16 protein-coding genes and 1 pseudogene are annotated in these 22,981 nt (G+C 76.5%); 13 read left to right on the forward strand and 4 right to left on the reverse strand.

Annotated features, from left to right (window positions below):
• Together AC3WUG_RS16710 and AC3WUG_RS16715 are read left to right on the forward strand one after the other, a co-directional pair.
• Window positions 1–190, forward strand: a pseudogene (locus AC3WUG_RS16710) (aspartate/glutamate racemase family protein); the annotation flags it as partial.
• Entirely contained in the window at window positions 187–1,728 is a 1,542-nt protein-coding gene (locus AC3WUG_RS16715) for an alpha-amylase family glycosyl hydrolase (protein ID WP_492328694.1), read from the forward strand. The pseudogene AC3WUG_RS16710 and the gene AC3WUG_RS16715, both read left to right, overlap by 4 nt.
• Window positions 1,729–1,761: 33 nt before the next feature.
• Here AC3WUG_RS16715 and AC3WUG_RS16720 read toward each other — a convergent pair whose 3' ends face one another.
• Window positions 1,762–2,691: an SDR family oxidoreductase gene (locus AC3WUG_RS16720; protein ID WP_492328695.1), complete on the reverse strand. Its 930-nt coding sequence runs from the start codon at window positions 2,689–2,691 to the stop codon at window positions 1,762–1,764.
• Between the two features lie 174 nt (window positions 2,692–2,865).
• Between AC3WUG_RS16720 and AC3WUG_RS16725 the strand changes: the two genes are divergently transcribed.
• The gene (locus tag AC3WUG_RS16725; RefSeq protein ID WP_218705454.1) at window positions 2,866–3,723 is read left to right on the forward strand and encodes a helix-turn-helix transcriptional regulator; all 858 of its coding nucleotides are present in this window, start codon (window positions 2,866–2,868) and stop codon (window positions 3,721–3,723) included.
• Here AC3WUG_RS16725 and AC3WUG_RS16730 read toward each other — a convergent pair.
• Window positions 3,720–3,944 (reverse strand): hypothetical protein, encoded by a 225-nt coding sequence (locus AC3WUG_RS16730; RefSeq protein WP_492328696.1) that lies wholly within the window; start codon window positions 3,942–3,944, stop codon window positions 3,720–3,722. The two genes, AC3WUG_RS16725 and AC3WUG_RS16730, sit on opposite strands and share 4 nt — an antisense overlap.
• A 137-nt stretch (window positions 3,945–4,081) precedes the next feature.
• Here AC3WUG_RS16730 and AC3WUG_RS16735 point away from each other — a divergent pair, with 137 nt between their 5' ends.
• The 9 genes from AC3WUG_RS16735 to AC3WUG_RS16775 all read left to right on the forward strand — a co-directional run bounded on the left by AC3WUG_RS16735 (window position 4,082) and on the right by AC3WUG_RS16775 (window position 19,204).
• Window positions 4,082–6,832 carry a glycosyl hydrolase 2 galactose-binding domain-containing protein gene (locus tag AC3WUG_RS16735; RefSeq protein ID WP_492328697.1) on the forward strand — a complete coding sequence of 917 codons (2,751 nt, stop codon included), beginning with the start codon at window positions 4,082–4,084 and terminating at the stop codon, window positions 6,830–6,832.
• Window positions 6,829–8,220, forward strand: coding sequence for a GH1 family beta-glucosidase (locus tag AC3WUG_RS16740; protein ID WP_492328698.1), 1,392 nt, complete (start codon window positions 6,829–6,831; stop codon window positions 8,218–8,220). The genes AC3WUG_RS16735 and AC3WUG_RS16740 overlap by 4 nt, the downstream gene beginning before the upstream one ends.
• 40 nt (window positions 8,221–8,260) lie before the next feature.
• On the forward strand, window positions 8,261–10,177 hold the full coding sequence (locus AC3WUG_RS16745) for a hypothetical protein (RefSeq protein ID WP_492328699.1): 1,917 nt from the start codon (window positions 8,261–8,263) through the stop codon (window positions 10,175–10,177).
• The gene (locus tag AC3WUG_RS16750; RefSeq protein WP_492328700.1) at window positions 10,174–11,811 is read left to right on the forward strand and encodes an FAD-dependent oxidoreductase; all 1,638 of its coding nucleotides are present in this window, start codon (window positions 10,174–10,176) and stop codon (window positions 11,809–11,811) included. The genes AC3WUG_RS16745 and AC3WUG_RS16750 overlap by 4 nt, the downstream gene beginning before the upstream one ends.
• A gap of 230 nt (window positions 11,812–12,041) precedes the next feature.
• Complete coding sequence (locus tag AC3WUG_RS16755) at window positions 12,042–13,907, forward strand: MBL fold metallo-hydrolase (protein ID WP_492328701.1); 1,866 nt, start codon at window positions 12,042–12,044, stop codon at window positions 13,905–13,907.
• Window positions 13,908–13,939: 32 nt separating this feature from the next.
• Window positions 13,940–14,992 (forward strand): LacI family DNA-binding transcriptional regulator, encoded by a 1,053-nt coding sequence (locus tag AC3WUG_RS16760; protein WP_492328702.1) that lies wholly within the window; start codon window positions 13,940–13,942, stop codon window positions 14,990–14,992.
• Between the two features lie 277 nt (window positions 14,993–15,269).
• Window positions 15,270–16,448 (forward strand): ROK family protein, encoded by a 1,179-nt coding sequence (locus AC3WUG_RS16765; protein ID WP_492328703.1) that lies wholly within the window; start codon window positions 15,270–15,272, stop codon window positions 16,446–16,448.
• Window positions 16,441–17,097, forward strand: a complete 657-nt coding sequence (locus AC3WUG_RS16770; RefSeq protein WP_492328704.1) for a D-sedoheptulose-7-phosphate isomerase — start codon at window positions 16,441–16,443, stop codon at window positions 17,095–17,097. Before AC3WUG_RS16765 ends, AC3WUG_RS16770 begins: the two co-directional genes overlap by 8 nt.
• Before the next feature lie 52 nt (window positions 17,098–17,149).
• On the forward strand, window positions 17,150–19,204 hold the full coding sequence (locus tag AC3WUG_RS16775) for a hypothetical protein (RefSeq protein ID WP_492328705.1): 2,055 nt from the start codon (window positions 17,150–17,152) through the stop codon (window positions 19,202–19,204).
• A gap of 125 nt (window positions 19,205–19,329) precedes the next feature.
• On the opposite strand, the gene AC3WUG_RS16780 is transcribed toward AC3WUG_RS16775, so the two are convergent.
• Both AC3WUG_RS16780 and AC3WUG_RS16785 read right to left on the reverse strand, forming a co-directional pair.
• Window positions 19,330–20,304, reverse strand: coding sequence for a carbohydrate ABC transporter permease (locus AC3WUG_RS16780; RefSeq protein WP_492328706.1), 975 nt, complete (start codon window positions 20,302–20,304; stop codon window positions 19,330–19,332).
• The gene (locus AC3WUG_RS16785; protein ID WP_492328707.1) at window positions 20,304–21,281 is read right to left on the reverse strand and encodes a carbohydrate ABC transporter permease; all 978 of its coding nucleotides are present in this window, start codon (window positions 21,279–21,281) and stop codon (window positions 20,304–20,306) included. Before AC3WUG_RS16785 ends, AC3WUG_RS16780 begins: the two co-directional genes overlap by 1 nt.
• 414 nt (window positions 21,282–21,695) lie before the next feature.
• On the opposite strand from AC3WUG_RS16785, the gene AC3WUG_RS16790 reads away from it, so the two are divergent.
• Window positions 21,696–22,868: a hypothetical protein gene (locus AC3WUG_RS16790; RefSeq protein WP_492328708.1), complete on the forward strand. Its 1,173-nt coding sequence runs from the start codon at window positions 21,696–21,698 to the stop codon at window positions 22,866–22,868.
• The last annotated feature ends 113 nt before the right edge of the window (window positions 22,869–22,981 follow it).

Consider the following 22,981-nt stretch of genomic DNA (forward strand, 5'->3'; position numbering starts at 1 on the left):
AAGAGACGGGGCCGACGCCCTCGTGGCCCGGGCGGTCGCGGAGGCCGCGGCCGGGGCCGACGCGGTGGTGCTGGCGCAGGCGTCGATGGCGGGCGCGGCCGCGCGGGCGGAGGCGGCGGTCCCCGTGCTCACCTCGCCCGCGGGCGGCCTGGCGGCGCTGGTCGCCGCGCTGGCGGGAGGCGCCCGGTGACCGCCGCCGACCACGGCGTGCACCTGCTCGCCTACACCGAGCGGCTCGGCGGCGACCTCGCGGGCGTGCGCGCGCTGCTCCGCGACGGCCCGCTCGCGGTGTTCCGCGGCGTGCACCTGCTGCCGTTCTTCGTGCCGTTCGACGGCGACGACGCCGGCTTCGACCCGGTCGACCACAACGCCATCGACCCGCGCCTCGGCACCTGGGACGACGTGCGGGCGCTCGCCGCCGACGGCGTGCACGTGACCGCGGACCTCATCGTCAACCACGTGTCGGCGGACTCGGCCGAGTTCCGCGACTGGCTCGCACGGGGCGAGGAGTCGCCGGCCGACGGCATGTTCCTCACCTACGACACGGTGTTCCCGGACGGCGCCGGTGAGCGCGAGATCACGGCGTTCTACCGGCCGCGGCTCGGCCTGCCGTTCACGCCCTACCAGCGGGCCGACGGCACCCGGCGGCTGGTCTGGACGACGTTCATGCCGACGCAGGTCGACCTCGACGTGCAGCACCCCGCCGCCCGCGCCTACCTGCGCCGCACCCTGCGGACGCTCGCCGACGGCGGGGTGTCGACGGTCCGGCTGGACGCGGTCGGCTACGCGGTGAAGACGCCGGGCACCGACTCGTTCATGACGCCGGAGACGCTGGCCTTCGTCGAGGACATCACCGCCCTCGCGCACGCCGAGGGGCTGCAGGTGCTGGTCGAGGTGCACGCGCACCACACCCAGCAGGCGGCGATCGCGCCGCTCGTGGACCTGGTCTACGACTTCGCGCTGCCGCCGCTGCTGCTGCACGGCCTGGCGACCGGGGAGACGGCCCGGCTCGCGCACTGGCTGGACATCCGGCCACGCAACGCCATCACCGTGCTCGACACCCACGACGGCATCGGCGTGATCGACGCGGGACCGGCCGGCGACCGGCCCGGCCTGCTGTCGACCGCGGAGATGGCCGGCGTCTTCGCCGAGGCGGAGCGCCGGACCGCGGGCCGGTCGGCGCTCGCGTCCACCACGCCCGCGTGGGCCGCGATGCCGCACCAGATCAACGCGACGTTCTTCTCGATGCTCGGCGAGGACCCGGTGGCGTACCTGCTCGCCCGCGCCGTGCAGCTGTTCGTGCCCGGCCGGCCGCAGATCTACTACGTCGGGCTGCTCGCCGGGACGGACGACATGGAGCGGTTCGCCCGCACCGGGCAGGGCCGCGAGGTCAACCGGCACGTCTACGACCCGGCCGAGCTCGCCGCGGCGCTCGCGGGCGAGGTGACCCGGGCGCAGCTCGGGCTCGTCGCGCTGCGCACCCGGCACCCGGCGTTCGGGGGCGCGTTCGCGTCCCGGGAGGTCGCGCCGGGGCGGCTGGTGCTCCGCTGGGACGACGGCGCGGGCGCCACGGCGGTGCTGACCGTGGACCTGACGCCCGGGGCGCCGGCGTTCGCGATCGAGGTGGCCGGCGGGCCGGAGGGCGCCGCTCGGTACGCGTCGGTCGCGGACCTGGCGGCGCTCGCGGACGGCGCGGCGGGGGCGGGAGCGCGGCCCGGGCCGGGCTGACGGCGGGGCGCCGGGCGGGCGTCCCGCACCCGGTCACGCCGCCCGCACCCCGACCAGCCGCTCCGTCTCCTCCCAGACCCGCCGGGCCTCGTCCGCGCTCCGCAGCGACCGGTACAGCCGCTGCTCGGCGGGGGCGCCCGCGAGGTGGCCGAGCCCGCCGGGGCCGTAGAGCCGCCCGCTCCGGGCGTCGGGCGACGTCGCGGCGTAGAGCGCCGGCAGCCCGGCCGACGTCGGCGTCCCGGTGATGCCCCACGCCGACAGCCGGCGGATCAGCCGCACCTCGCGGGTGTCGCCCGCCCGGCCGACCTCGGGCCGCGCGGCGAGCAGGCTCGTCGGCGCGACGCCCGGGTGCGACAGCACGCTGGTGATCCCCCAGCCGGCGGCCTCGCTCCGGCGTGCGAGCTCGAGGCCGAACAGCCCGTACGCGATCTTCGACGACCGGTACGCCCCCATGCCGTCGTACGACCGCTCCCAGCTCAGGTCGTCCCAGTGCACGCGGCCGCGCGCGGCGGCGATGCTGAGCTGCGACACCACCCGGGCGCGCCCGGCGCGGAGCAGCGGCAGCAGGTGCAGCACCAGCGCGGCGTGGCCGAGGTGGTTGGTGCCGAGCTGCAGCTCGAAGCCGTCGGCGGTGGTCTGCCGGTCGGGCGGGGTCATCACGCCCGCGTTGCCGACCAGCAGGTGCACCGGCCGGTCCTCGTCGAGCAGCGTGCGGCCCAGGGCGGCGACCGAGTCGAGGGAGGACAGGTCGAGGGTGCGCAGGGACACGTCGGCGCCCGGGGCCGCTGCGCGGATCGCGGCGAGGGCGGCCTCGCCCTTGCGGGGGTTGCGGACCGGCAGCACGACCTCGGCGCCGGCGGCGGCCAGACGGGTGGCGATGCCGAGCCCGATGCCGTCGCTGCCGCCGGTGACGACGGCGCGGCGACCGGACTGGTCGGGGACGGTGAGGTCGAAGCGGGACACGGTGGCTCCTCGGGGTGCGGCGGTGGGCGTGGGACCACCGTCGCCGCGGGCGCGGGGCGGATCCAGGGCGCGCTCATCCACGGATCGCCGGGCCGTGGCTCCGGGGCGCCGGGCAGGGTAGGAACGACGGCGGGGCCGGGCGGACGCGCCGGCCGGATCGCGGGAGGGCGGCGCATGGAGATCGACCGGGCGGGGCTCGCGGAGTTCCTCCGCCGCCGGCGGGAGTCGCTGCAGCCCGAGGACGTGGGCCTGCCGCGCGGGCCGCGGCGCCGCACGGACGGCCTGCGCCGGGAGGAGGTCGCGGTGCTCTGCCACATGTCGACCGACTACTACGCGCGGCTCGAGCGGGAGCGCGGCCCGCAGCCGTCCGAGCAGATGATCGCCTCGATCGCGCAGGGCCTGCACCTGTCCCTCGGCGAGCGGGACCACCTGTTCCGGCTCGCCGGCCACCACCCGCCGGCCCGCGGCGCGAGCGGCGAGCACGTCGGCCCGGCGCTGCTGCGGATCCTCGACCGCCTGCAGGACACCCCGGCCGAGGTCGTCACCGAGACGGGCGAGACCCTGCGGCAGACCCCGGCGGGCGTCGCGCTCACCGGCGACACCACCCGGTTCACGGGGCCGTCGCGCAGCCTGGGGTACCGGTGGTTCGCCGACCCGGGTGCCCGGGACCTGTACGAGCCGGAGGACCACGCCTTCCTGTCCCGGCTGTACGCCTCCGGGCTCCGCGAGGTGCTGACCCGGCGCGGCCCCGGCTCGCGCGCGGCCCGGTACGCGGAGCTGCTGCTCGACCGGAGCGCCGAGTTCCGCGAGCTGTGGGAGCGGCACGAGGTCGGGCTGCGTCCGCGGGAGACCAAGCGGTTCGTGCACCCGGAGGTCGGCGCGCTGGAGCTGAGCTGCCAGACGCTCGTGGACCCGGAGCAGTCGCACCTGATGCTGGTCTACACCGCCGTGCCGGGCAGCGAGAGCGCGGAGAAGCTGCGGCTGCTCGCGGTCGTGGGCCGCCAGCGGCTGGGCGCGCTCGCGGACGGCTAGCCGCCCGGGCAGTCGCCGCTGCAGCAGGGGACGTGGTCCGGTCCGGGCCGGTGCCAGCACAGCACCGGGATCAGCGCCGCCCCGCCGAGCAGGGCGACGACCTCGACCACGCGGGCGCGGTCGGAGCGGCGCCGGTCGCGCGCGGCGCGGGCCCCGGGGTCGTCGGGCGCGGGCGCCGGGCGCGCGGGCTCCTGGTCGCCGTCCAGCCGTGCCTCCGCCATCGCGCCCCCTCCGCCGTCGTGCTGCCGGGTGCGGCAGCGCACCGCGCGCCCGCGGGACCGTTCCGGCAGCGGGATCCGGCGCCCCGCGCTCGTTGCGCCGCCTCGTCCCGGTGTGGTTCGGTAGGAATATGGCATCGATGCCACATCCGCCGACCAGCGACGACGCCCCGGCCCCCCCGCGCTCCCGGGACGGGCGCGTCCTCGACCTCTCCGGCCCCGGCTGGCTGGTCCGCGAGGCGCTCGGCGACACCTGGCAGTGGTACGTGGACGCGCCGGTCGCGGCCCGGAACAACGCCGCCGACGCCGCCCGGGCCGCCGCCACGACCCCCGGCTGGTGGCCCGCGACCGTCCCCGGCTCGGTGGTCACCGACCTGGCGCGCGCGGGCGAGCTGCCCGACCCGTACCGGGACCGGAACAGCCGCGCGGCCGAGTGGACCGGCGCCCGGCACTGGGTCTACCGCCGCACCGTCGACCTGCCGCAGCGCGGGCCGGGGGAGCGGGCGGTGCTGGAGCTCGACGGCGTCGACCCGTCGGGCACGGTGCTCTGGGACGGGGAGCCGCTCGGTCGCGTCGAGGGGCTGTACCACCGGTTCCGGGCGGAGGTCGCGGAGGCCGCGGCGACGCCGGGCGAGCACCGGCTGGCCGTCGTGGTCGACCCGGTGCCCCCGAACGAGCCGCAGGTCGGTCGCACCGAGCGCGTCCGGGTGCACCGGCCCCGGATGACCGAGGGCTGGGACTTCTGCCCGCGGCTGCCGCACCAGGGCCTCTGGCGCCCGGCGCGCGTCGTGATCGACCGCGTCCACCTGACGGCGGTCACCGTCCGCGCGGACCTGCTGGGCGCCGAGGTCGGTGGTTCGGCTCGAGATCGGTGCTCAGAAGCACCGATCTCGGCCGGAAGCACCGATCTCGGGGCCGCGGTCGACGGGACCGTGCGGGTGCGCGGGGTCGTCGAGGTGGGGGACGGCGGGGACGGCGCGGTCGACGTGGAGGTGGCCGACGCCTCCGGCGCCGTCGTGGCCGCTCGGCGCGTCGACCTCCCCGCGGGGCGCACCGCGCGCCCGCTCGACGTCATCCTCCGCGTCCCCGCGCCCGACCTCTGGTGGCCCCGCCGCCTCGGCACCCCCACCACGTACACCGTCCGCGTCGCCGCCACCCGCGGTGGCCGCGAGCTCTGGCGCGGCACGACCGGCTTCCGCACCGCCCGGCTCGTCCCGAACGCCGGCGCCCCCGCCGGCGCCCGCGGGTACACCGCGGAGGTCAACGGCGTGCGGCTCCCGCTCGTCGGCTGGAACTGGGCGCCCGCCGACGCGCAGTACGGCACGACCACCCGCGACCGCGTCGAGCACCTGGTCGGCCTCGCCGCCGCGTCGGGCGCGGCGCTGCTGCGGGTGTGGGGCGGCGGGCTGGTCGAGACCGACACGTTCTACGACGCCTGCGACCGCGCCGGGCTGCTCGTCTGGCAGGAGCTGTCCCAGTCGTCGTCGGGGATGCAGAGCGCGCCGGCGGACGACGCCGCGTTCGTCGACCTCATGCGCCGCGAGGCCGGGGTCGTGGTGCCGCCGCGCACGCACCACCCGAGCCTCCTGGTCTGGGGCGGCGGCAACGAGCTCGACCTCGACGGCGTGCCCCTGGACGAGGACCGGTCGCCGGTGCTCGCGGCGCTGCGCGACGAGGTCGCCCGGCTCGACCCCGGCCGCGCGTGGCTGCCGACGTCCCCCACGGGGCCGGCGTTCCACCACCGGGCGGACGTCATCGCCGCCGCCCCGGACGACCAGCACGACGTGCACGGCCCGTGGGAGCACCAGGGCCTGACCGGCCAGCACGCCCTGGCGGACGCGGGCACCTGCCTCGCGCACAGCGAGTTCGGCGTCGAGGGCATGGCGAACCGCCGGCTGCTCGACCACCTGGTGCCCGCGGACCGGGTGTGGCCGGTGGACCGGTCGAACCCCGTGCACCGGCACCTCGGCGAGTGGTGGGACAACGCCCCGCTGGTCCAGCAGTGCCTCGCCGGCCGGCTCACGGACGTCGACGGCTACCGGCGCGCGAGCCAGCACCTGCAGGCGACCGGCCTCGCGTACGCGGTCGAGGCGGACCGGCGCCGGTGGCCGCGCTGCTCGCTGGTGCTGCCGTGGCAGCTCGCGGAGTCGTACCCGAACGCCTGGTGCACCGCGGTCGTCGACCACCTCGGCGACCCGAAGCCGGCGTTCCACGCGGTCGCCCGCGCGTTCGACCCGGACCGCGCGACGCCGCGGACCGCGACGACCGCCTGGGGCGGCCGGGTGCACGCCGCGGCGGAGGTCTGGCTGTGGTCCGACGGGGGCGTCGCGGCCGGCTCGGACGTGGTCGCCCGGCTGCGCACCGCCGACGGCGACGTGCTGGCCGAGCGCCGGTGGGCGGTGCCGGAGCCGGTGCGGGAGCCGCGCCCGGTCGGCGACCTCCGGCACCCCGCGGCCGCGCTGCCCCGGGCGGCCGTGCTGCTCTGGGAGGTCGTGTGGACCGCGGCGGACGGGGCGGTGCTGGACCACGAGGTCGTCGTGGCCACGTCGGCCGCGGACCTGTCGCCGCTGCTCGACCTCGCGCCGGCGACCGTCGACGTCGCCGTGCGCCCGGACGGCCCGGACGCGGTGGCGGTCGAGGTCGCGCACCGCTCCGGCCCGGCGGTCGTCGGCCTCGCGCTGCTCGACGCCCGCCCCGCCGGTGCGCCCGGCCGGGCGGTCCTCGACGGCGACCCGCGCCCGCTGCTCCCCGGAGCCACCCGTACGCTCCGCGCCCGCTGGACCGCTGCGCGCGAGGACCGCCGGCTCGTCCTCGACGCCTGGAACCTCCCGACCGCCGACGTCGTCCCGCCCGTCCCCGCCCCCCGCGTCCCCCAGGAGGCCCGCCCGTGACCACCACCTTCCCGCCCGGCTTCCTCTGGGGCGCGGCCACCTCCGCGTACCAGGTGGAGGGCAGCCTCGACGCGGACGGCCGCGGCCGCTCGGTCTGGGAGGAGTTCGCCGCCCGGCCCGGCGCCGTCGAGGGCGGCGGCGACGGCTCGCGCGCCTGCGACTCGTACCGGCGCTGGCGCGAGGACGTCGACCTGGTCGCGGAGCTCGGGCTGCGCGCGTACCGGTTCTCGGTCGCGTGGTCCCGGGTCGTGCCGGAGGGCCGCGGGCGCGTCGAGACCCGCGGGCTGGACCACTACGAGCGGTTCGTCGACGCCCTGCTCGAGCGCGGCGTCGAGCCGGTGCTCACCCTCAACCACTGGGACATGCCGCAGGCGCTGATGGCGGACGGCGGCTGGGCCGGCCGGTCGTCCGTCGACGCCTTCGCCGAGTACGCCGACGCGGTTGCCGGGCGGCTGGGCGACCGGGTGACGTGGTGGGTCACCCAGAACGAGCCGTGGATCGTCGCCCTGCTCGGCTACCAGCTCGGCCTGCACGCGCCGGGGGTCGCCGACCTCGGCGCCGCGGTCGCCGCCTCGCACCACGTGCTGCTCGGCCACGGCGCCGCGGCGGACGCGATCAAGGCGCACGCGCCGGGGGCGCGCACCGGCTGCGCGCTGAGCCTGTTCCCGTGCGACCCGGCGACGGGCTCGGCCGAGGACGCGGCGGCGGCGTGGGGCTCGGACGGCTACGTGAACCGGTGGTCCCTCGACCCGCTCGCCGGCCGCGGCTACCCCGACGACGTGCGGGGGCACTGGGAGCGCGCGCTCGGCCGGTCGCTGGACGACGTGATCCGCCCCGGCGACGAGGACCGGATCGGCGGCCGGCAGGACTGGATCGGCGTGAACTACTACACGCGCCGCGTCGTGGCCGCCGCGCCGACCGGGCCGGACCGGCCGTTCCCGTGGCAGGTCGTCGGGCCGGTGGGCGACGTCCGGCGCACCGACGAGGGCTGGGAGATCGTGCCGGACGCGCTGCGCGACCTGCTGCTCCGGCTGCACCGCGACCACCCGGGCACGCCGCTGATGATCACCGAGAACGGCGGGGTGTTCGGCGACGCGCCCACCCACGACGGCCGGGTGCACGACGTCCGCCGCACCGACCTGCTGCTCGGCCACCTGCGGGCCGTGCACGAGGCGATGGCGGCCGGCGCGCCCGTCGTCGGGTACCTGCACTGGTCCCTGCTGGACAACTTCGAGTGGTCGCTGGGCTACCGCCCCCGGTTCGGGCTCGTGCACGTCGACTACGCGACCGGGCGGCGGACCGTGAAGGACTCCGGGCGCGTGTACGCGGAGATCGCCCGCACGGGCTCGCTGCCCGACGACCTGCCCGTGATCGCCCCGTTCGGCTGACGCCCCCCGACCGGACCCCACCGACGACACCCGAGGACCCATGCGCATCACCGCCGCCCCCGGCACCCGCACGATCCACGCCGACGCCTACCTGCTCGAGGTCCGCGCCGATCCGCCGCGCGCCGTGCTCGCCGACCCCGACGGCCGGATCTGGTCGCACCTCAGCCTGCTCGCGTCCGTGGACGCCGTGGGCGCGGCGGACGAGTCGTACGACGTCGGCGCGCCCACCGTGCACGACGCCGCGGGCGCGCCGGTCGGCGCCGACCCCGTCGACACCCCGGTCGCCGAGGTGCGGCTCGACTGCGGCAGCACCGCGTGGGGCCGCCGGCGGACGACGCTGCGCTGCCTGCCCGACCGGCTCGAGCTGACCGTCGAGGTCGCGGGCGCGGGCGTGCTCACCGACGTCCGGCTGCTCGGCGGGCGCGCCGTGCTGCGCACCGGCGCGGGCGGGACGTTCCGGTCCTCGGTCGAGTACCGCTCGGTGTTCGTCCCGACGCCCACCGAGCCGGTCGACCTCGTCCGCCCGGCGGCCTCGGCGGCGACGCTGGGCGTGCTGGGCGACGCCTCGCCCGGTCGCCTGCACGCGGTGTTCTCCCCGCCGCCGCTCTGCCTCGTGCTGGGCCGGGAGCCGGCGGCGTCCGCGCTGGACGTGCCGGCGACGCCCGGCGCGGCGGACGGCGCCGCCCCGGGCTGGCTCGCCCTCGGCCTGGTCGCCCCGGTCGCCGACCTGCGCCTGACCGAGCTCCGCTACCAGCCCCTCGACGGCGGCTTCCTCCTCGAGCTCGACCACGACGCGCACACCGCCGTCGACGGCACCTGGCGCAGCCCGGCCCTGGTGCTCCGCCCGGCCGCCGACCCGTGGGCGGCGCTCGCGGACCACCGCGCGGACCTGGTGGCCGCGGGCGCGCCGGCGGGGCCGGTCGCGCCGGTCGCGGGGTGGTGGGCGGAGCCGATCTTCTGCGGCTGGGGCGCCCAGTGCGCCCGCGCCCCGCTGCCCGGGGAGCCCGCCGCCCACCCGTCCTTCGTCCAGGACCTCGGCCCGGCGGTCGTGCCCGCGGGCCTGCCGATCGCGCCCGACCTCGCCCGGCAGGACGTCTACGACGAGCTGCTGGCCCACCTCGCGGCGCACGACGTGCTGCCCGGGACGGTCGTGGTGGACGACAAGTGGCAGCGGGCCTACGGGACGGCGGAGGTCGACGCGGACCGCTGGCCGGACCTCCGCGCCTGGATCGCCGGGCGGCACGCCGCCGGGCAGCGGGTGCTGCTGTGGTGGAAGGCGTGGGACCCGGAGGGGCTGCCCGCCGAGGAGTGCCTCGTGGACGCGGCGGGCCGCCCCGTCGCCGCCGACCCGGCGAGCCCGGCCTACCGCGAGCGGGTCCGGCGCACCGTGGCGCACCTGCTCGGGCCCGACGGGGTCGACGCGGACGGGTTCAAGGTCGACTTCACGCAGCGGGCGCCGGCGGGGCACTCGGTGCGCCGGCACCCGGCGACCGGGGCGACGGCCGACGCGCCGTGGGGCGTCGCGGCGCTGCACGCCCTGCTCGGCGACCTGTACCGCGCGGCCAAGGCCGCCAAGCCCGACGCGCTGGTCGTCACGCACACGCCGCACCCCGCGTTCGCGGACGTCTGCGACATGGTCCGGCTCAACGACGTGCTGGAGCGGGACACCGCGGGCGCGGTGGTGCCGCTGGCCGACCAGATGCGGGTGCGCCGGTCGATCGCCCGCGCCGCGCTGCCCGGGCACCTCGTCGACACCGACCAGTGGCCGATGCTCGACGTGGCGCAGTGGCGGGACTACGTCGCGGCGCAGGCCGAGGGCGGGGTGCCGGCGCTGTACTACGCCGAGCGCATCGACCGGTCGCAGGAGCCGCTGACCGCCGAGGACCTCGCGCTGGTGGCGCGGTCGTGGGCCGCGTACCGGGCGGGGCTCCGCACGGCGGCGGGGGCGCGGGGGTGACGGGCGACCCGGGGCGCGGTGCCGACGGCGGCGCCCGCCCGGCCGCTGGTCCGGGCGACGGCCCCGTCGCCGGCCCCGTCGCCGCCGCGACCACCCCGGCCGCCGAGGCCGACGTCGTCGTGGTCGGCGCGACCTCGGCCGGCGTCGCCGCCGCGGTCGCCGCGGCGGAGGCCGGTGCCTCCGTGCTGCTGCTCGAGCCCGGCGACCACGTCGGCGGCATGACCTCGGGCGGCCTCGGCTACACCGACGTCGGCGACGTCCGGGTGCTCGGCGGGACGGCGGCCCGGTTCCGGGCGGAGGTCGCGGCGCACTACGGCGTCCCTATCGGCGCGTACGCGGGCCCGGAGCCGCACGTCGCCGAGGCGATCCTGCGGCGCTGGCTCGACCACCCGCGCATCCGGGTCGAGCACGGCGCGGCGGTGCGGTCGGCCGACGTGGCGGACCGCGCGATCCGGTCGGTGCGCACCGCGGACGGCCGGACCTGGGCCGGGGCCGTGCTCGTCGACGCGACCTACGAGGGCGACCTGCTGGCGCTCGCGGGCGTGCCGTACCGGGTCGGCCGCGAGGACCGGTCGCTGCACGGCGAGACCTTCGCGGGCCGCCGCGAGCCCGTCCCCGGCCGGCACGCGTTCCCCGGCTGGGTGTCGCCGTTCGTCGACGACCCGTCGGGCGAGACCCCCGGCCCGGTGCTGCCGCAGGTACGGGACGTGCCGCTCGCGCCCGTCGGGTCCGGCGACGGCGGCGTGATGTCCTACGGCTACCGGCTCTGCCTGACCACCGCGGCCGACCGGGTGCCCGTCGGGCGCCGCCCCGGGTACGACGACGCGCACTGGGAGCTCGGCCGCCGGCTGTTCCGGCACTGGGCCCGGGCGGGCCACGTCCCGGCGGCGGGGTCGCTGCTCGGGCTCGAGCCCAACCTCCCCGGCGGCAAGGCCGACGGCAACTCGCTCGGGCCGTTCTCGCTCAGCGTCCTCGACGGGACCGCGTGGGAGTACCCGACCGCCGGGCCGGACCGCCGCGAAGAGATCCGGCGCCACCACCTGCACCACGCCCAGGACCTGCTGTGGTTCCTCACCCACGACCCGGAGGTGCCCGCGCCGGTGCGCCGCGAGCTGGCCCGCTGGGGGCTGCCCGCCGACGAGTTCGCCGACACGGACCACCTGCCGCACCAGCTCTACGTCCGCGAGGCGCGCCGCATGGTCGGCGAGGTCGTGCTCACCGAGCGGGACCTGCGCGGGCCGGCCCGGTGGCACGACGTCGTGGCGATGGGCTCGTACCACCTGGACGTCCGGGAGGTGCAGCGCACCTGGCGCTGGGTCCACGAGCACCCCCGGCCGGTCGGCATGGTCGTCACGGAGGGGTACTACTCCGTGCCGGTGCCGCCGTACCCGATCCCGTACCGGGCGCTGGTGCCGCGGTGGGCGGACTGCACCAACCTCGTCGTGCCGGTGTGCGTGTCCGCGTCGCACGTGGCGTTCTCGTCGATCCGGATGGAGCCGCAGTACCAGATGCTCGGGCACGTCGCGGGGCTCGCCGCGGCCCGGGCGGCGGCGTCGGGGCGGGCGGTGCAGGCGGTCGACGTCGCCGCCCTGCAGGACGAGCTCCGGGCGGCGGGCCAGGTCCTGGCACTGTGACGCGAGCCGCCCCCCGACTTCCGCGCCACCGACTCGCCGACTTCGCAGAAGATGCGGGGTTCGAGCGGCCGGAACCCCGCATCTTCTGCAAGGTCGGCGGTGGGGACGGGCGGCGGGGTGGCGCGGGGTGCGGACGAATCCGGCATAGCGGCGGAAACCGGCGCTGAGCAGCGCTTCTCTTCCGTCGCACCGCTTGTGGCGCCCTCTCTGGAATCGATACCATAGGCGCCATGCCCGCCACCGTCGCCGCCGAGGTCGTCGAGGTCGCGCCCGGGGTGTTCCGGGTCGCCGACACCTGCCACGTCTACGTCGTCCGCGCCGCCGAGCCCGCGCCCGACGGCACCCGCACCGCCGTCGCGATCGACTTCGGCTCCGGCGCGGTGCTGGACCACCTCGAGGCGATGGGCGTCGACCGGATCACCGACGTGCTGATGACCCACCACCACCGCGACCAGGGCCAGGGGCTGCCGCGCGCCGTCGCGGCGGGCATCGCGATCCACGTCCCGCCCGTCGAGCGCGACCTGTTCGACCGGGTCGACGACATGTGGCGCACCCGGCAGGTGGTCAACGACTACAACCTGCGCGAGGACCGGTTCTCGCTGCTGGAGCCCGTCCCGGTCGCGGACGTCGTGCCGGAGTACCGCACCCGGGTCTACGGCGGGGTTCCGGTGCAGGTCGTGCCGACGCCGGGCCACACCACCGGGTCGGTGTCCTACGTCGTCGAGCGCGACGGCCGCCGCCTGGGGTTCACCGGCGACCTGGTCTACGCGCCGGGCAAGGTCTGGTCGCTCGCGGCCACCCAGTGGTCGTACACCGAGAACGAGGGGCCGGCGATGACGGTCCTGTCCTGCTACCTGCTGATGGACGAGCGCCTCGACCTGCTGCTCCCGTCGCACGGCCGGCCGATGGACGACCCGCAGCACGCGCTCGGCCTGCTGGCGACCCGGATGCGCGGCTACGTCGACTCCCGGCGGCCGCAGCCGTGGGACCTGCGGCTGCGCCTGGCCGAGCCGTTCCAGCGGATCACCGAGCACTTCCTGCTGAACCTGTCGAGCAACGCGTGCTCCTACGTCCTGGTGTCCCGGGACGGTCCGGCGCTGCTGATGGACTTCGGCTACGACATGACGACCGGCCTCGCGTCCGGCGGCGACCGCGCGTCCCGGCGCCCGTGGCTCGCCTCGCTGCCGGCGCTGCGCCGGGAGTTCGGCGTGACGGCCGTCGAGGCGGTGCTGCCCACGCACTACCACGACGACCACGTGGCCGGCATGAACCTGCTCCGCGACGTCGAGGGCACCGAGGTGTGGGCGCCGGCGAACGTCGCGCCCGTGCTCGAGGACCCGCTGCGGCACGACCTGCCCTGCCTCTGGTACGACCCGATCCCGGTGGACCGCGTGCTGCCGCTGGGCCGGTCGTTCCGCTGGCACGAGTACGAGATCACCGTGCACGAGCTGCCCGGGCACACGCTGTACGCCGCGGCCTTCGAGGTCGAGGTCGACGGCGTGCGGGTGCTCGTCACCGGGGACCAGCAGGACGGCCTCGGCATCCCCGGCAACCGGCGGGAGATCCTCAACTACCAGTACCGGAACCTGTTCCGGGTCACCGACTACCGGGACAGCGCCGCGCTCTACCGCCGGGTCGCGCCGGGCGTGATGGTGTCCGGGCACTGGGAGCCGCGCTGGGTCGACGACGCCTACCTCGCGATGCTCGACGCCGAGGGCGAGGAGCTGGTGCAGATCCACCACGACCTGCTGCCGCTCGACGAGCTCGACCTCGGCTCGGACACCCGGATGGCCCGGATCGCGCCGTACCGGTCCGCCGTGCCCGCCGACCGGCCCGCGCGGTTCACGGTGACGGTCCGCAACCCCGCGCGCGAGGAGCGGAAGGCGACCGTGCGCGCGGTGCTGCCGCTAGGCTGGCGCGCGCACCCCGACGAGGCCGTCGTCGCGCTCCCGCCCGGCGGGCACGCGGAGATCGACCTGGACGTGGTGCCCACGGGTCCCGCGGCGGTCCGCCGGCGGCTGGCCGTCGACGTCAGCATCGGGGACCTGCTCCTCGGTCAGCACGCCGAGGCGCTCGTGGACGTCGTCGCGGACTGAGGCCCACGGGCCGGGGGATCGAGGAGCACTGCATGGAGGCTGCCGCGCCGGGCACGCGCGGTGCGGCGACCGCCCCGGGACGCCGCGCCACGATCAAGGACGTGGCCGAGGCCGCCGACGTCTCCCGCTCCACCGCCTCGCGCGCGCTCACGGGCCGCGGCTACGTGGCGCCGGCCGTGCGCGAGCGGGTCCGGCGCGCGGCGCAGACGCTCGGCTACGTGCCCGACGCGATGGCGCGCAACCTCCGCCAGCAGGTCAGCCGGTCCATCGGCGTGCTCGTCTCCGACCTGCGCAACTCGTTCTACGCCGACCTCGCGAGCGGGGTCAGCGCCCAGTCCCGCAAGCGCGGCTACGCGATGATGCTGGCCGACGACGCGGGGTCGGTGGAGGCCGAGCTCGAGGCCGCCGAGACCTTCGTCGCGCTGCGCGTCGCCGGCGTCATCCTCACCCCGCTGTCCGCCGAGGTCACCGAGTACCTGGGCCGGCACCGGATCCCCGTGATCGAGGTCGACCGGCAGTTCGCCGAGGGCGCCTGCGACGCGGTGGTCGTCGACAACAAGGCGGCCGCCGAGCGGGTCACCACCGGCCTGCTGCAGCAGGGTCACCGCCGGGTCGCGCTGCTCATCGACGAGATGGACTGGACGACCGGTCGGGACCGCCTGGTCGGCTACCGGTCCGCGTTCCTCGCCGCCGGCCTGCCGCTCGACGACGCCCTGGTGGTGCGCGGCGGCTGGGACGTCGGCGCCGCGACCGGCGTGGCCCGGGACCTGCTCGGCGGGCCGGACCGGCCGACCGCCGTGTTCGCGGCCAACAACGTGCTCGCGGAGGGCGTGTGGCGCGCCGCGCAGGCGCTCGGCCTGCGGGTGCCCGACGACCTCAGCCTGGTGTCCTTCGACGACGCCCCGTGGATGACGATGGTGACGCCCGGGGTCACCGCGGTCGCGCAGGACGCGGTCGCGCTCGGCGAGGCCGCGGTCGGGCAGATGTTCGAGCGGATCCAGAGCCCCGAGTCGCCCAAGCGGACCGTGATGCTCTCGGCCGCCGTGGCGCAGCGCGGGTCGACCGCGCCCCCGCCCGCCGCCTGACGCGCGCCGGGCGGTCGCCCGGCCCGTCGTGGCGCCCCGCGCCCGGTCCGTGCGCGGTGTCCGGTGCGACCGGCACCCGAGACCCCCGCGATCTGAACTCGATCCCAGGTCGAGTGATCGTTTTCCGACGCCGCGCTTGACGCTCTCTCGGGCCCACTCCTATGCTCGATCTGGAATCGATCCCAGAGCGATCCCACGGCACCGACGCCGATGGGGCCCCGGGGTCGCCACGCGCCGCCGCACCCGGCCGCGCGCCCGCCGGGGGTCTGGAGGACGGATGACGACGGACGGCTCGCCCGCGCCCGCGGGCGGAGGCACGGCCACCGGCACGCCGGTCCTCGCGCTCGACATCGGCGGCACCAAGCTCGCCGTCGGGGTGGTCACCCCGGACGGGGCCGTGCACGGGCTGCGCGTCCGCCCGACCCGCCGCGAGGAGGGGCCGGACGCCGTGATCGCGCGGCTGTTCGCGATGGGCCACGAGGCGGTCGCGGAGGCGGGGCTCGGACCCGTCGGCGCCGTCGGCATCGCGTGCGGCGGCCCGCTCGACGCGCCGACCGGCGTGCTCCAGTCGCCGCCGCACCTGCCCGGCTGGGACGACGTCCCGATCGGGCCGCTGGCGACCGCCGCGTTCGGCGTCCCGTTCGCGCTGGAGAACGACGCCACCGCCGCGGCCGTCGCCGAGCACCGGTACGGCGCCGGGCAGGGGCTCGGCAGCCTCGTCTACCTGACCGTGTCGACCGGCGTCGGCGGCGGCGTCGTCCTCGACGGGCGGCTGCACCGCGGCGCGGCCGGCAACGGCGGCGAGCTCGGCCACATCACCGTCCGCCGCGGCGGACGCGCCTGCTCGTGCGGGCGGCGCGGGTGCATCGAGGCGTACGCGTCGGGGTCGTCGATCGCGGCGCGCGCCGCCGAGGCCCTCGCCGACCCGGTGCCGGGGGAGCCGCCCTCGTCGCTCGCCGCCCTCACCACGGTCACCGCCGCCGACGTCAGCGCGGCCGCGGCCGCCGGGGACCCGCTCGCCGCGCGGGTCTGGGACGAGACCGTCGACCTGCTCGGCAGCGCGGTGTCCGACCTGGTCAACGTGCTGGAGCCGGAGCTCGTCGTGCTCGGCGGCGGGGTGACCCGGTCCGGCGCGATGCTGCTCGACCCGGTGCGGGCGACCGTCGCCCGGGAGGCCATGCCGCCGGCGGCGCGCGCCGCGACGGTGCGGCTCGCCGCGCTCGGCGACGTCGTCTGCGTCGTCGGGGCCGGGGCGATCGCGTTCGACGTGCTGCCCGGGGGCGGCGCGGGGGTCGCCGCGGCGCCCGCCGTCGCCGCGCCCGCCGACGCCGCCGGTCCTGCCGAGGCCGCCGGTCCTGCCGAGGCCGCCGGTCCCGCCGCACTCGCCGACGCCTCCGGCGCCGCACCCGCACGCCCGCCGCACGACCACGCGCCGACGGAGGCCGCTCGTGTCTGACCCCACCACCCCGATCCTGACCCCGGCCGCCCCTGATGCTCCCGTCGCCGCCGACGCCCCCGCCGGCCCCGTCGACTGGCTGCACGCCCACCTCGCCGCCCACGCCGACGTCGCCGGCGCGATGGTCGGGCTCGCCGACCGCATCCGGGCCGCCGGGGAGCTGGTCCGGGACACGTTCGCCCGCGGCGGCACCCTCTACACGTTCGGCAACGGCGGCAGCGCCGCGGACGCGCAGCACCTGACCGGCGAGCTCGTCGGCCACTACAAGCGGGACCGCCGGCCGCTGCCCGCCGTCACGCTGAGCACCGACCCGACGTCGATGACCTGCATCGCGAACGACTACGCCTACGAGGACGTGTTCGCCCGCCAGGTCGAGGCGCTCGCCCGCCCGGGCGACCTGGTCGTCGCGTTCACCACCAGCGGCCGGTCCCCGAACGTCGTCCGGGCGCTCGAGTCCGCCCGCGCGAACGGCGCGACCACGCTGCTGCTCGCGGGGGGCGACGGCGGTCCCGCGCGGGAGCACGCCGACCACCTCCTGCTGGTGCCGTCCTCGGCGACGCCGCGGATCCAGGAGATGCACACCTTGGTGCTCCACGTGATCAGCGAGATGGTGGACGCCTGGGCGGCCGGCGAGCCGCCCGCGGCCTGAGCGCCGGCAGACCGACCGATCGACGGCCGCGCCGCGGCGGAGGGTGGGGCACGTGGACGAGGGCGTCCTGCTGCGACCGACGGGGTCGCTCCGGCCGGCGGGGCCGGCGTGGTTCGGCGACGACGGCCCGGTGGTGGGCGTCGTGCCGCACGTGGCCGAGGTGGTGCTCGCGGACGGCTCCGTGCTCGCCGTGCCGTCGATCCCGTCGATCCCGTCGGCCCCTGCGGGGCCGGGCGCGGTCGCCGGCGAGGCCGGGTCGTTTCGCGTCCGCGCCACCTGGGCGGCGCCCACCGCGTCGGGCCGGGTCGACGTCCGGCTCGACGTCGAGCACCGCGGCGACGCGCCGACCGAGGCCGGTATCCGGTTCCGGGCGGTTCTGCCGGCGGCGCCCGACGCGCCCTGGTGGCTGATCCCCGGCGCGTTCTACGGCGAGAACCGGCCCGTCGACTGCGACCGGCCGTTCCCGCGGTTCGAGGTGGGCGCCGACGACCCGGCCGGCATGGTCAGCGACCGCTGGGAGTTCCGCGCGGACCGCGCCGCGACCCCGGCCGTGCTCGCGTGGGCGGGACCGGGCGGCGTCGCGCTGGTCGCGCCGGAGACGACCGCGCTCGGCATGACCGGCCTCGGCCTGGCGCACGACGCCGCGACCGGGGTCGGCAGCGTGCACCTGACCTTCCCGTTCCGCGAGGGCCCGGTGTCGTACTTCGGCTCGGGGACGCCGCGCCCCGCGGAGACGACGACGTACCGCTGGGCGCCGGGGGAGCGGGTCACGCTGCGGTTCGCCGTGTACCCGACCGGACCCGACCGGCACGCCTACGCCGCGATCCTGCGCGAGGAGCACGAGCGCACCCGCGCGGCCTCGCCGCTGCGGCCCTGGGTCGGGATCGCGGAGGCCGCCGACCTGGCCGCCGAGGGCCTGCACCGCTGGCACTACGCGGAGCCGGGCGTCCTGCTCGAGACGGTCGGCTTCGACCGCGAGGTCTCGGGCCGGGACGGCCTGACCGTCGACCGGCAGGCGATGCACGTCGGCTGGGTCAGCGGCATCCCCTGGGCGTACGCGCTGCTGGCGCACGCGCGCCGGCGCGGCGCGGCCGAGGCCGGGACGGCGGCGGCCCGGGTCATCGACTTCGTCTGCGACCACCTGTCGCCCTCGGGCACGTTCTGGGGCGTCTGGTACGCGGAGCACGGCTGGTCGCAGAGCTGGTCGCGCACCCCGGGCGCGCTGCACTCCCGCACGCTCGCGGAGGCGTCGCTGTTCCTGGCCCGGGCGCTCGAGCTGGGCGAGGACGTCCGCGCCGCGCACCCCGGCTGGGCGGTCGCGCTGCGGTCGAACCTCGACGTCGTCGTCCGCCGGCAGCGGCCCGACGGCAACCTCGGCTCCGCGCACCACGCCGAGACCGGCGAGGTGCTGTCGTGGCACGGCGCCGCCGGCCTGACCTGGGTCGCCGCGCTCGCCGAGGCCGCGCGCTGGGACGGGCCCGACGGTGCGGACGGCGCCTACCTCGCGGCGGCCGTGCGGGCCGGCGAGCACTACGCGCAGTTCGTCGACCGGGAGTTCCTGCACGGCGCGCCCGAGGACGTCGACCTGGCGCCGACCTCCGAGGACGGGTACGTCGCCGTCATGTCGTACGTCGCGCTGCACCGGCGCACGGGCGACCCGCGGTGGCTCGACCTGGCCCGCCGCGCCGCGGACTGGATGCTGACCTTCCGGTACTCCTACAACACCCGGTTCCGGGAGGGGACGCCGCTGGACGTCTACCGGTTCGCCACCCGCGGCGCCGACAACGCCTCGCCGTCGAACCAGCACCTGCACGCCTACGGCCTCGTCTGCACGCGTGAGCTGGCGGAGCTGTCCGCCGCCACCGGCGACCCGCACTACGCCGACCGGGCCGCCGAGACGCTCGCGTGCTTCCGGCAGCTGGTCGCCCGGTTCGACGGCGACTTCAACGCCTACCGGGGCATGACCTCCGAGCGGTACTACCAGACCGCCTGCTTCCAGCCCAAGGGCATGCTGCTCACGCTGAGCCACGCCTGGACCGGCGGCGCGCTGCTCCTGGCCTGCGAGCAGGCGCTGGCCGACCCGGCGCTCCTGCCCGACCCGCTCTGACGCGCGCCGCACGCGCGAGGGGCCGGACCGGACGCGGGGGGGGGGGGGGGGGGGGGGGGGGGGGGGGGGGGGGGGGGGGGGGGGGGGCAAAACCACATTTGCCTCCCCCCCCCCCGCGCCCGTCGTCAGCCCTTGCGGCCCTGGGTGGCCACGCCCTCGATGAAGTACCGCTGCCCGAACGCGAACAGCGCGAGCATCGGGAGGGTCACGAGCAGCGCCGCGACCATCACGTACTGGTAGTCGCCCTGCCCGCCCGCCGTCGGCGAGTACCGGGTCATCGCGTACGCGATGCCGAGCGGCGCGGTGAAGTCCTCCGGGCTGCCGGCGTTCAGGTAGATGAGCGCCGCCTGCAGGTTGTTCCAGGACGCCTGGAACTCGAACAGCAGCACGATGATGAACGACGGCAGCGACAGCGGGAACACGATCCGCCAGTAGGTCCGCCACTGGTTCGCGCCGTCGATGCGGGCGGCCTCGAACAGCTCCCGCGGCAGGCCCAGGTAGAACTGCCGCTGCAGGAAGATGTAGAACGCCGACCCGAACAGGTTCGCGCCGAACAGCGGGACCCAGGTGCCGAGGAACCCGAGCTCCTTCCAGATCAGGTAGATCGGGATCATCGTCACCGCGCCGGGCAGCATCATCGTCGCCAGCACGAGGCCGAACAGGAACCCGCGCAGCGGGAACCGGAAGTGCGCGAAGCCCCACGCGACCAGCGACGACGACACCGCCACCGAGACCGCGGCCAGGACCGCGATGCCGACGCTGTTGATCATCCAGTTCCCGAGCGGCAGCTCGTCGAACACGCGGACGTAGTTGCCCCAGTGGAACTCGCTCGGCCACAGGGAGTTGTCGAACACCTGGCCGCGGCCCTTGAGGCTCGCCGCGAGCAGCCAGGCGAACGGGTACAGGAACACGAACGACATCACGACCAGCGCCGCGATGACGAGGCCGCGGCGCACGCGCCGGCCGGTGCGGCCGCCGGGGCGGCTCTCGTCGAGCGGCGGCCGGTTCGGGTCGATCGGGCGGTCGCCCTGCCCCGTGGCGTCCTCCGGCAGGCCGGGGACCTGGCGGACGGGCGTGCTGGTGGTGCCGGTGCTGGCCATCAGTCCCTGCCCCCCTCGTAGTAGACGAACCGGTTGCCGAACTTCATCTGGATGGCCGTGATGACCATGATGATGAGGAACAGCAGCCAGGCCATGGCGGCGGCGAACCCGAAGTTGAACTGCCGGAACGCCTGCTGGAACAGGTAGATCGCGTAGAACAGCGACGCCTCGGGCGACGCGTTCGACTGATCGCGCCAGAACAGCAGGTACGCCTGGTCGAACACCTGGAACGCGGCGATCGACAGCACGATCACGTTGAAGAAGATGGCGCTGGAGATCATCGGCAGCGTGATGTTCCGGAACCGCTGCCAGACGCCCGCGCCGTCGAGCTCGGCGACCTCGTAGAGCTCCCGCGGCACGTTCTTGAGGGCCGCCAGGAAGATCACCATCGTCCCGGAGACGCCCCACAGGGTCATCAGCACGATCGACGGCTTGATCCAGGCCGGGTCGACCAGCCACTGCGGCCCCTCGATCCCGAAGATCCGCAGGAACTGGTTGATCGCGCCGGTGTTGCCGTTGAGCAGCAGGAAGAACACCGCCGCCGTCGCGACCGCGGGCGTCATCTTGGGCAGGTAGTAGACGGTCCGGAAGAAGCCGGCGCCGCGACCCGCCTGGTTCAGCAGCGAGGCGAGGCCCAGCGCGACCAGGATCTCCAGCGGCACGGCGAGCACCGCGTAGAACAGCGTGTTGCCCAGCGACGTCGCGACCCGCGGGTCGGTGAACAGCTGGGCGTAGTTGTCGAAGCCCGCGGGGCGGGCGGTGTTCGTCGCCAGGTTGTAGTGGCTGAACGAGATCACCAGGCTGTAGACCATCGCGCCGGCCGTGAAGACCAGGAACCCGACGATCCACGGCGAGATGAACAGGTAGCCCGTCAGCGCCTCGCGCTTGTTGTAGGGCACCTTGGGCGTGCGGCGCTTGCGCGCGGCGCGGGACGAGGGTGCGACGGCCGGAGCGGCGTCGGCTCTCAGCTGCGTCATCGAGGCCTCCAGTCGACCGTGGACGCCGGCGGGAGGCCTGCCCAGCTCCCTCGCCCGACGATGTGGCAACGATGCCACATGCCGCGACTATAGGTGTCGGGTGGGGTCGCCGCAAGGCTCCCGCGGGGCCCGCGACTCTCCTGCACGGGCGATATGTCCGGAGCGTGGCACGGAGCGCGGTCGTCCGCCTCCGGAGGGCCGTGCTCCTGGCGCCTCGGTCGGCGACGGTCGCGCGGCGGCTCCCGGGTGCCCGGCTCCTCGGGTGCGCGGGGCACTCAAAGCGTGCCTTCGTGCGGACGCGTGGCGGTTCGGGGCGGAGATGAGGGGCCCCGGTCCACCCCTAGCCTGCGAGCCGCGTCCCCCCGACCCGGGGGTCGTCAGCCGCCGTCACCGGACGAACGAGTGAGGACGCTCATGCGACGCACCGCACGCACGACCGTGGGTCTGCTGACCGCGGCGACGATGGCGCTGACGACCGTGGGGACCGCGCAGGCCGCCCCGGTCCGCACCGCACCCGAGCCGGTGCCCGAGGTCGCGCTGGCCGAGATGGTCGCCGAGGTGAACGAGGCCGAGCGGGCTCTGGGATCGCTCGGGCTTTCGTTCGCCGACTTCGCCGACCTCGAGGACCGTGGGCCGGAGTTCCTGGCCGAGCTGGAGGAGCTGCTCGCCGGGCTGGGCGGCGAGCTGGACCCGGAGCCCGACCCGGACCCGGAGCCGGAGCCCGACCCGGGGTCGGGCGGCATGGTCGTCGGTCCGCCGATGCTCGGCGAGGGCGTGCTGTGGGGCAGCGGCCTGCAGCTCGGCCCGCTGGCCGAGCCGGTGCCGTCGGCCTCGGCCCTGGCCGCTGACTCTGCGCGGAACGACCTGCAGGCGGAGTGGCTGGCGCACGCCTACGACATGGCGGAGCTGAACTCCCGGCGGGACCGCAACGCCCGGGACATCGGCTCCGAGACGGTCTTCATGTACCTGTCGCACTACGTGGACCTCCCGCAGGACCCGGCGCTCTACCCGGTCGACTACAACTCGCACGCGAACCGGTACGCCTCGTGGCTGACCGAGGAGGATCGGCTGGTCTTTGAGCGGTTCCTCCATGTGGGTCCGAACGCACAGCTGGGCAAGGACCTGAGCGACGCCGGGTTCGCGATGGCGAGCATCGCGAAGGCGCCGGCGAGCATCCGCGAGGTGTTCCAGGGGGCGAAGCAGGTGGTGGAGCGAATCGCTCGAGGCGCCGAAGAGTGGTGGGACTTGTGGCAGGTGTTCCGCGACAGGGACGTGCTGCAGCGCATGAAGGAGGCCTGGGAGGCCGGTGACAGCCCGGAGGTGATCGTCGACCGGATCGCGAGTGGTCTGACCGTGGGCGACTACGGCAAGGAGGTCCGCGACGCGGTCGTCGGCGTGCTCCTGGCGGCTGCGGTCGCCGCAGCCGGCGGTCCCGGCGGTGTGGTGGTGGCGATCGCGCTCGCGGGCGTGTCGATCGCGACCCTGGCGATGAAGGACGTGATCAACCAGGCCGCCGTGGCGGGTCTGCTGCTCACGGCGACGAGCCGGGTGACGCTGCGGTACCTGCGGTCGATCGGCATGGACTGACTCCGGCGGTCGTGCGGTGATGCCGCACGAGAGGGTCGGGGGGGGGGGGGGGGGGGGGGGGGGGGGGGGGGGGGGGGGGGGGGGGGGGGGGGGGGGGGGGGGGGGGGGGGGGG

It is taken from the genome of Cellulomonas sp. EB106-03-03-XG116 (assembly GCF_058792015.1).

Bases quoted from the DNA above. Each gene is read 5' to 3' on its own strand.
- AC3WUG_RS16790 (WP_492328708.1), top strand. From the start codon at position 21,696: ATGCGACGCACCGCACGCACGACCGTGGGTCTGCTGACCGCGGCGACG.
- AC3WUG_RS16735 (WP_492328697.1), top strand. From the start codon at position 4,082: ATGCCACATCCGCCGACCAGCGACGACGCCCCGGCCCCCCCGCGCTCC.
- AC3WUG_RS16755 (WP_492328701.1), top strand. From the start codon at position 12,042: ATGCCCGCCACCGTCGCCGCCGAGGTCGTCGAGGTCGCGCCCGGGGTG.
- AC3WUG_RS16760 (WP_492328702.1), top strand. From the start codon at position 13,940: ATGGAGGCTGCCGCGCCGGGCACGCGCGGTGCGGCGACCGCCCCGGGA.
- AC3WUG_RS16780 (WP_492328706.1), bottom strand. From the start codon at position 20,304: ATGGCCAGCACCGGCACCACCAGCACGCCCGTCCGCCAGGTCCCCGGC.
- AC3WUG_RS16725 (WP_218705454.1), top strand. From the start codon at position 2,866: ATGGAGATCGACCGGGCGGGGCTCGCGGAGTTCCTCCGCCGCCGGCGG.
- AC3WUG_RS16730 (WP_492328696.1), bottom strand. From the start codon at position 3,944: ATGGCGGAGGCACGGCTGGACGGCGACCAGGAGCCCGCGCGCCCGGCG.
- AC3WUG_RS16785 (WP_492328707.1), bottom strand. From the start codon at position 21,281: ATGACGCAGCTGAGAGCCGACGCCGCTCCGGCCGTCGCACCCTCGTCC.
- AC3WUG_RS16765 (WP_492328703.1), top strand. From the start codon at position 15,270: ATGACGACGGACGGCTCGCCCGCGCCCGCGGGCGGAGGCACGGCCACC.
- AC3WUG_RS16745 (WP_492328699.1), top strand. From the start codon at position 8,261: ATGCGCATCACCGCCGCCCCCGGCACCCGCACGATCCACGCCGACGCC.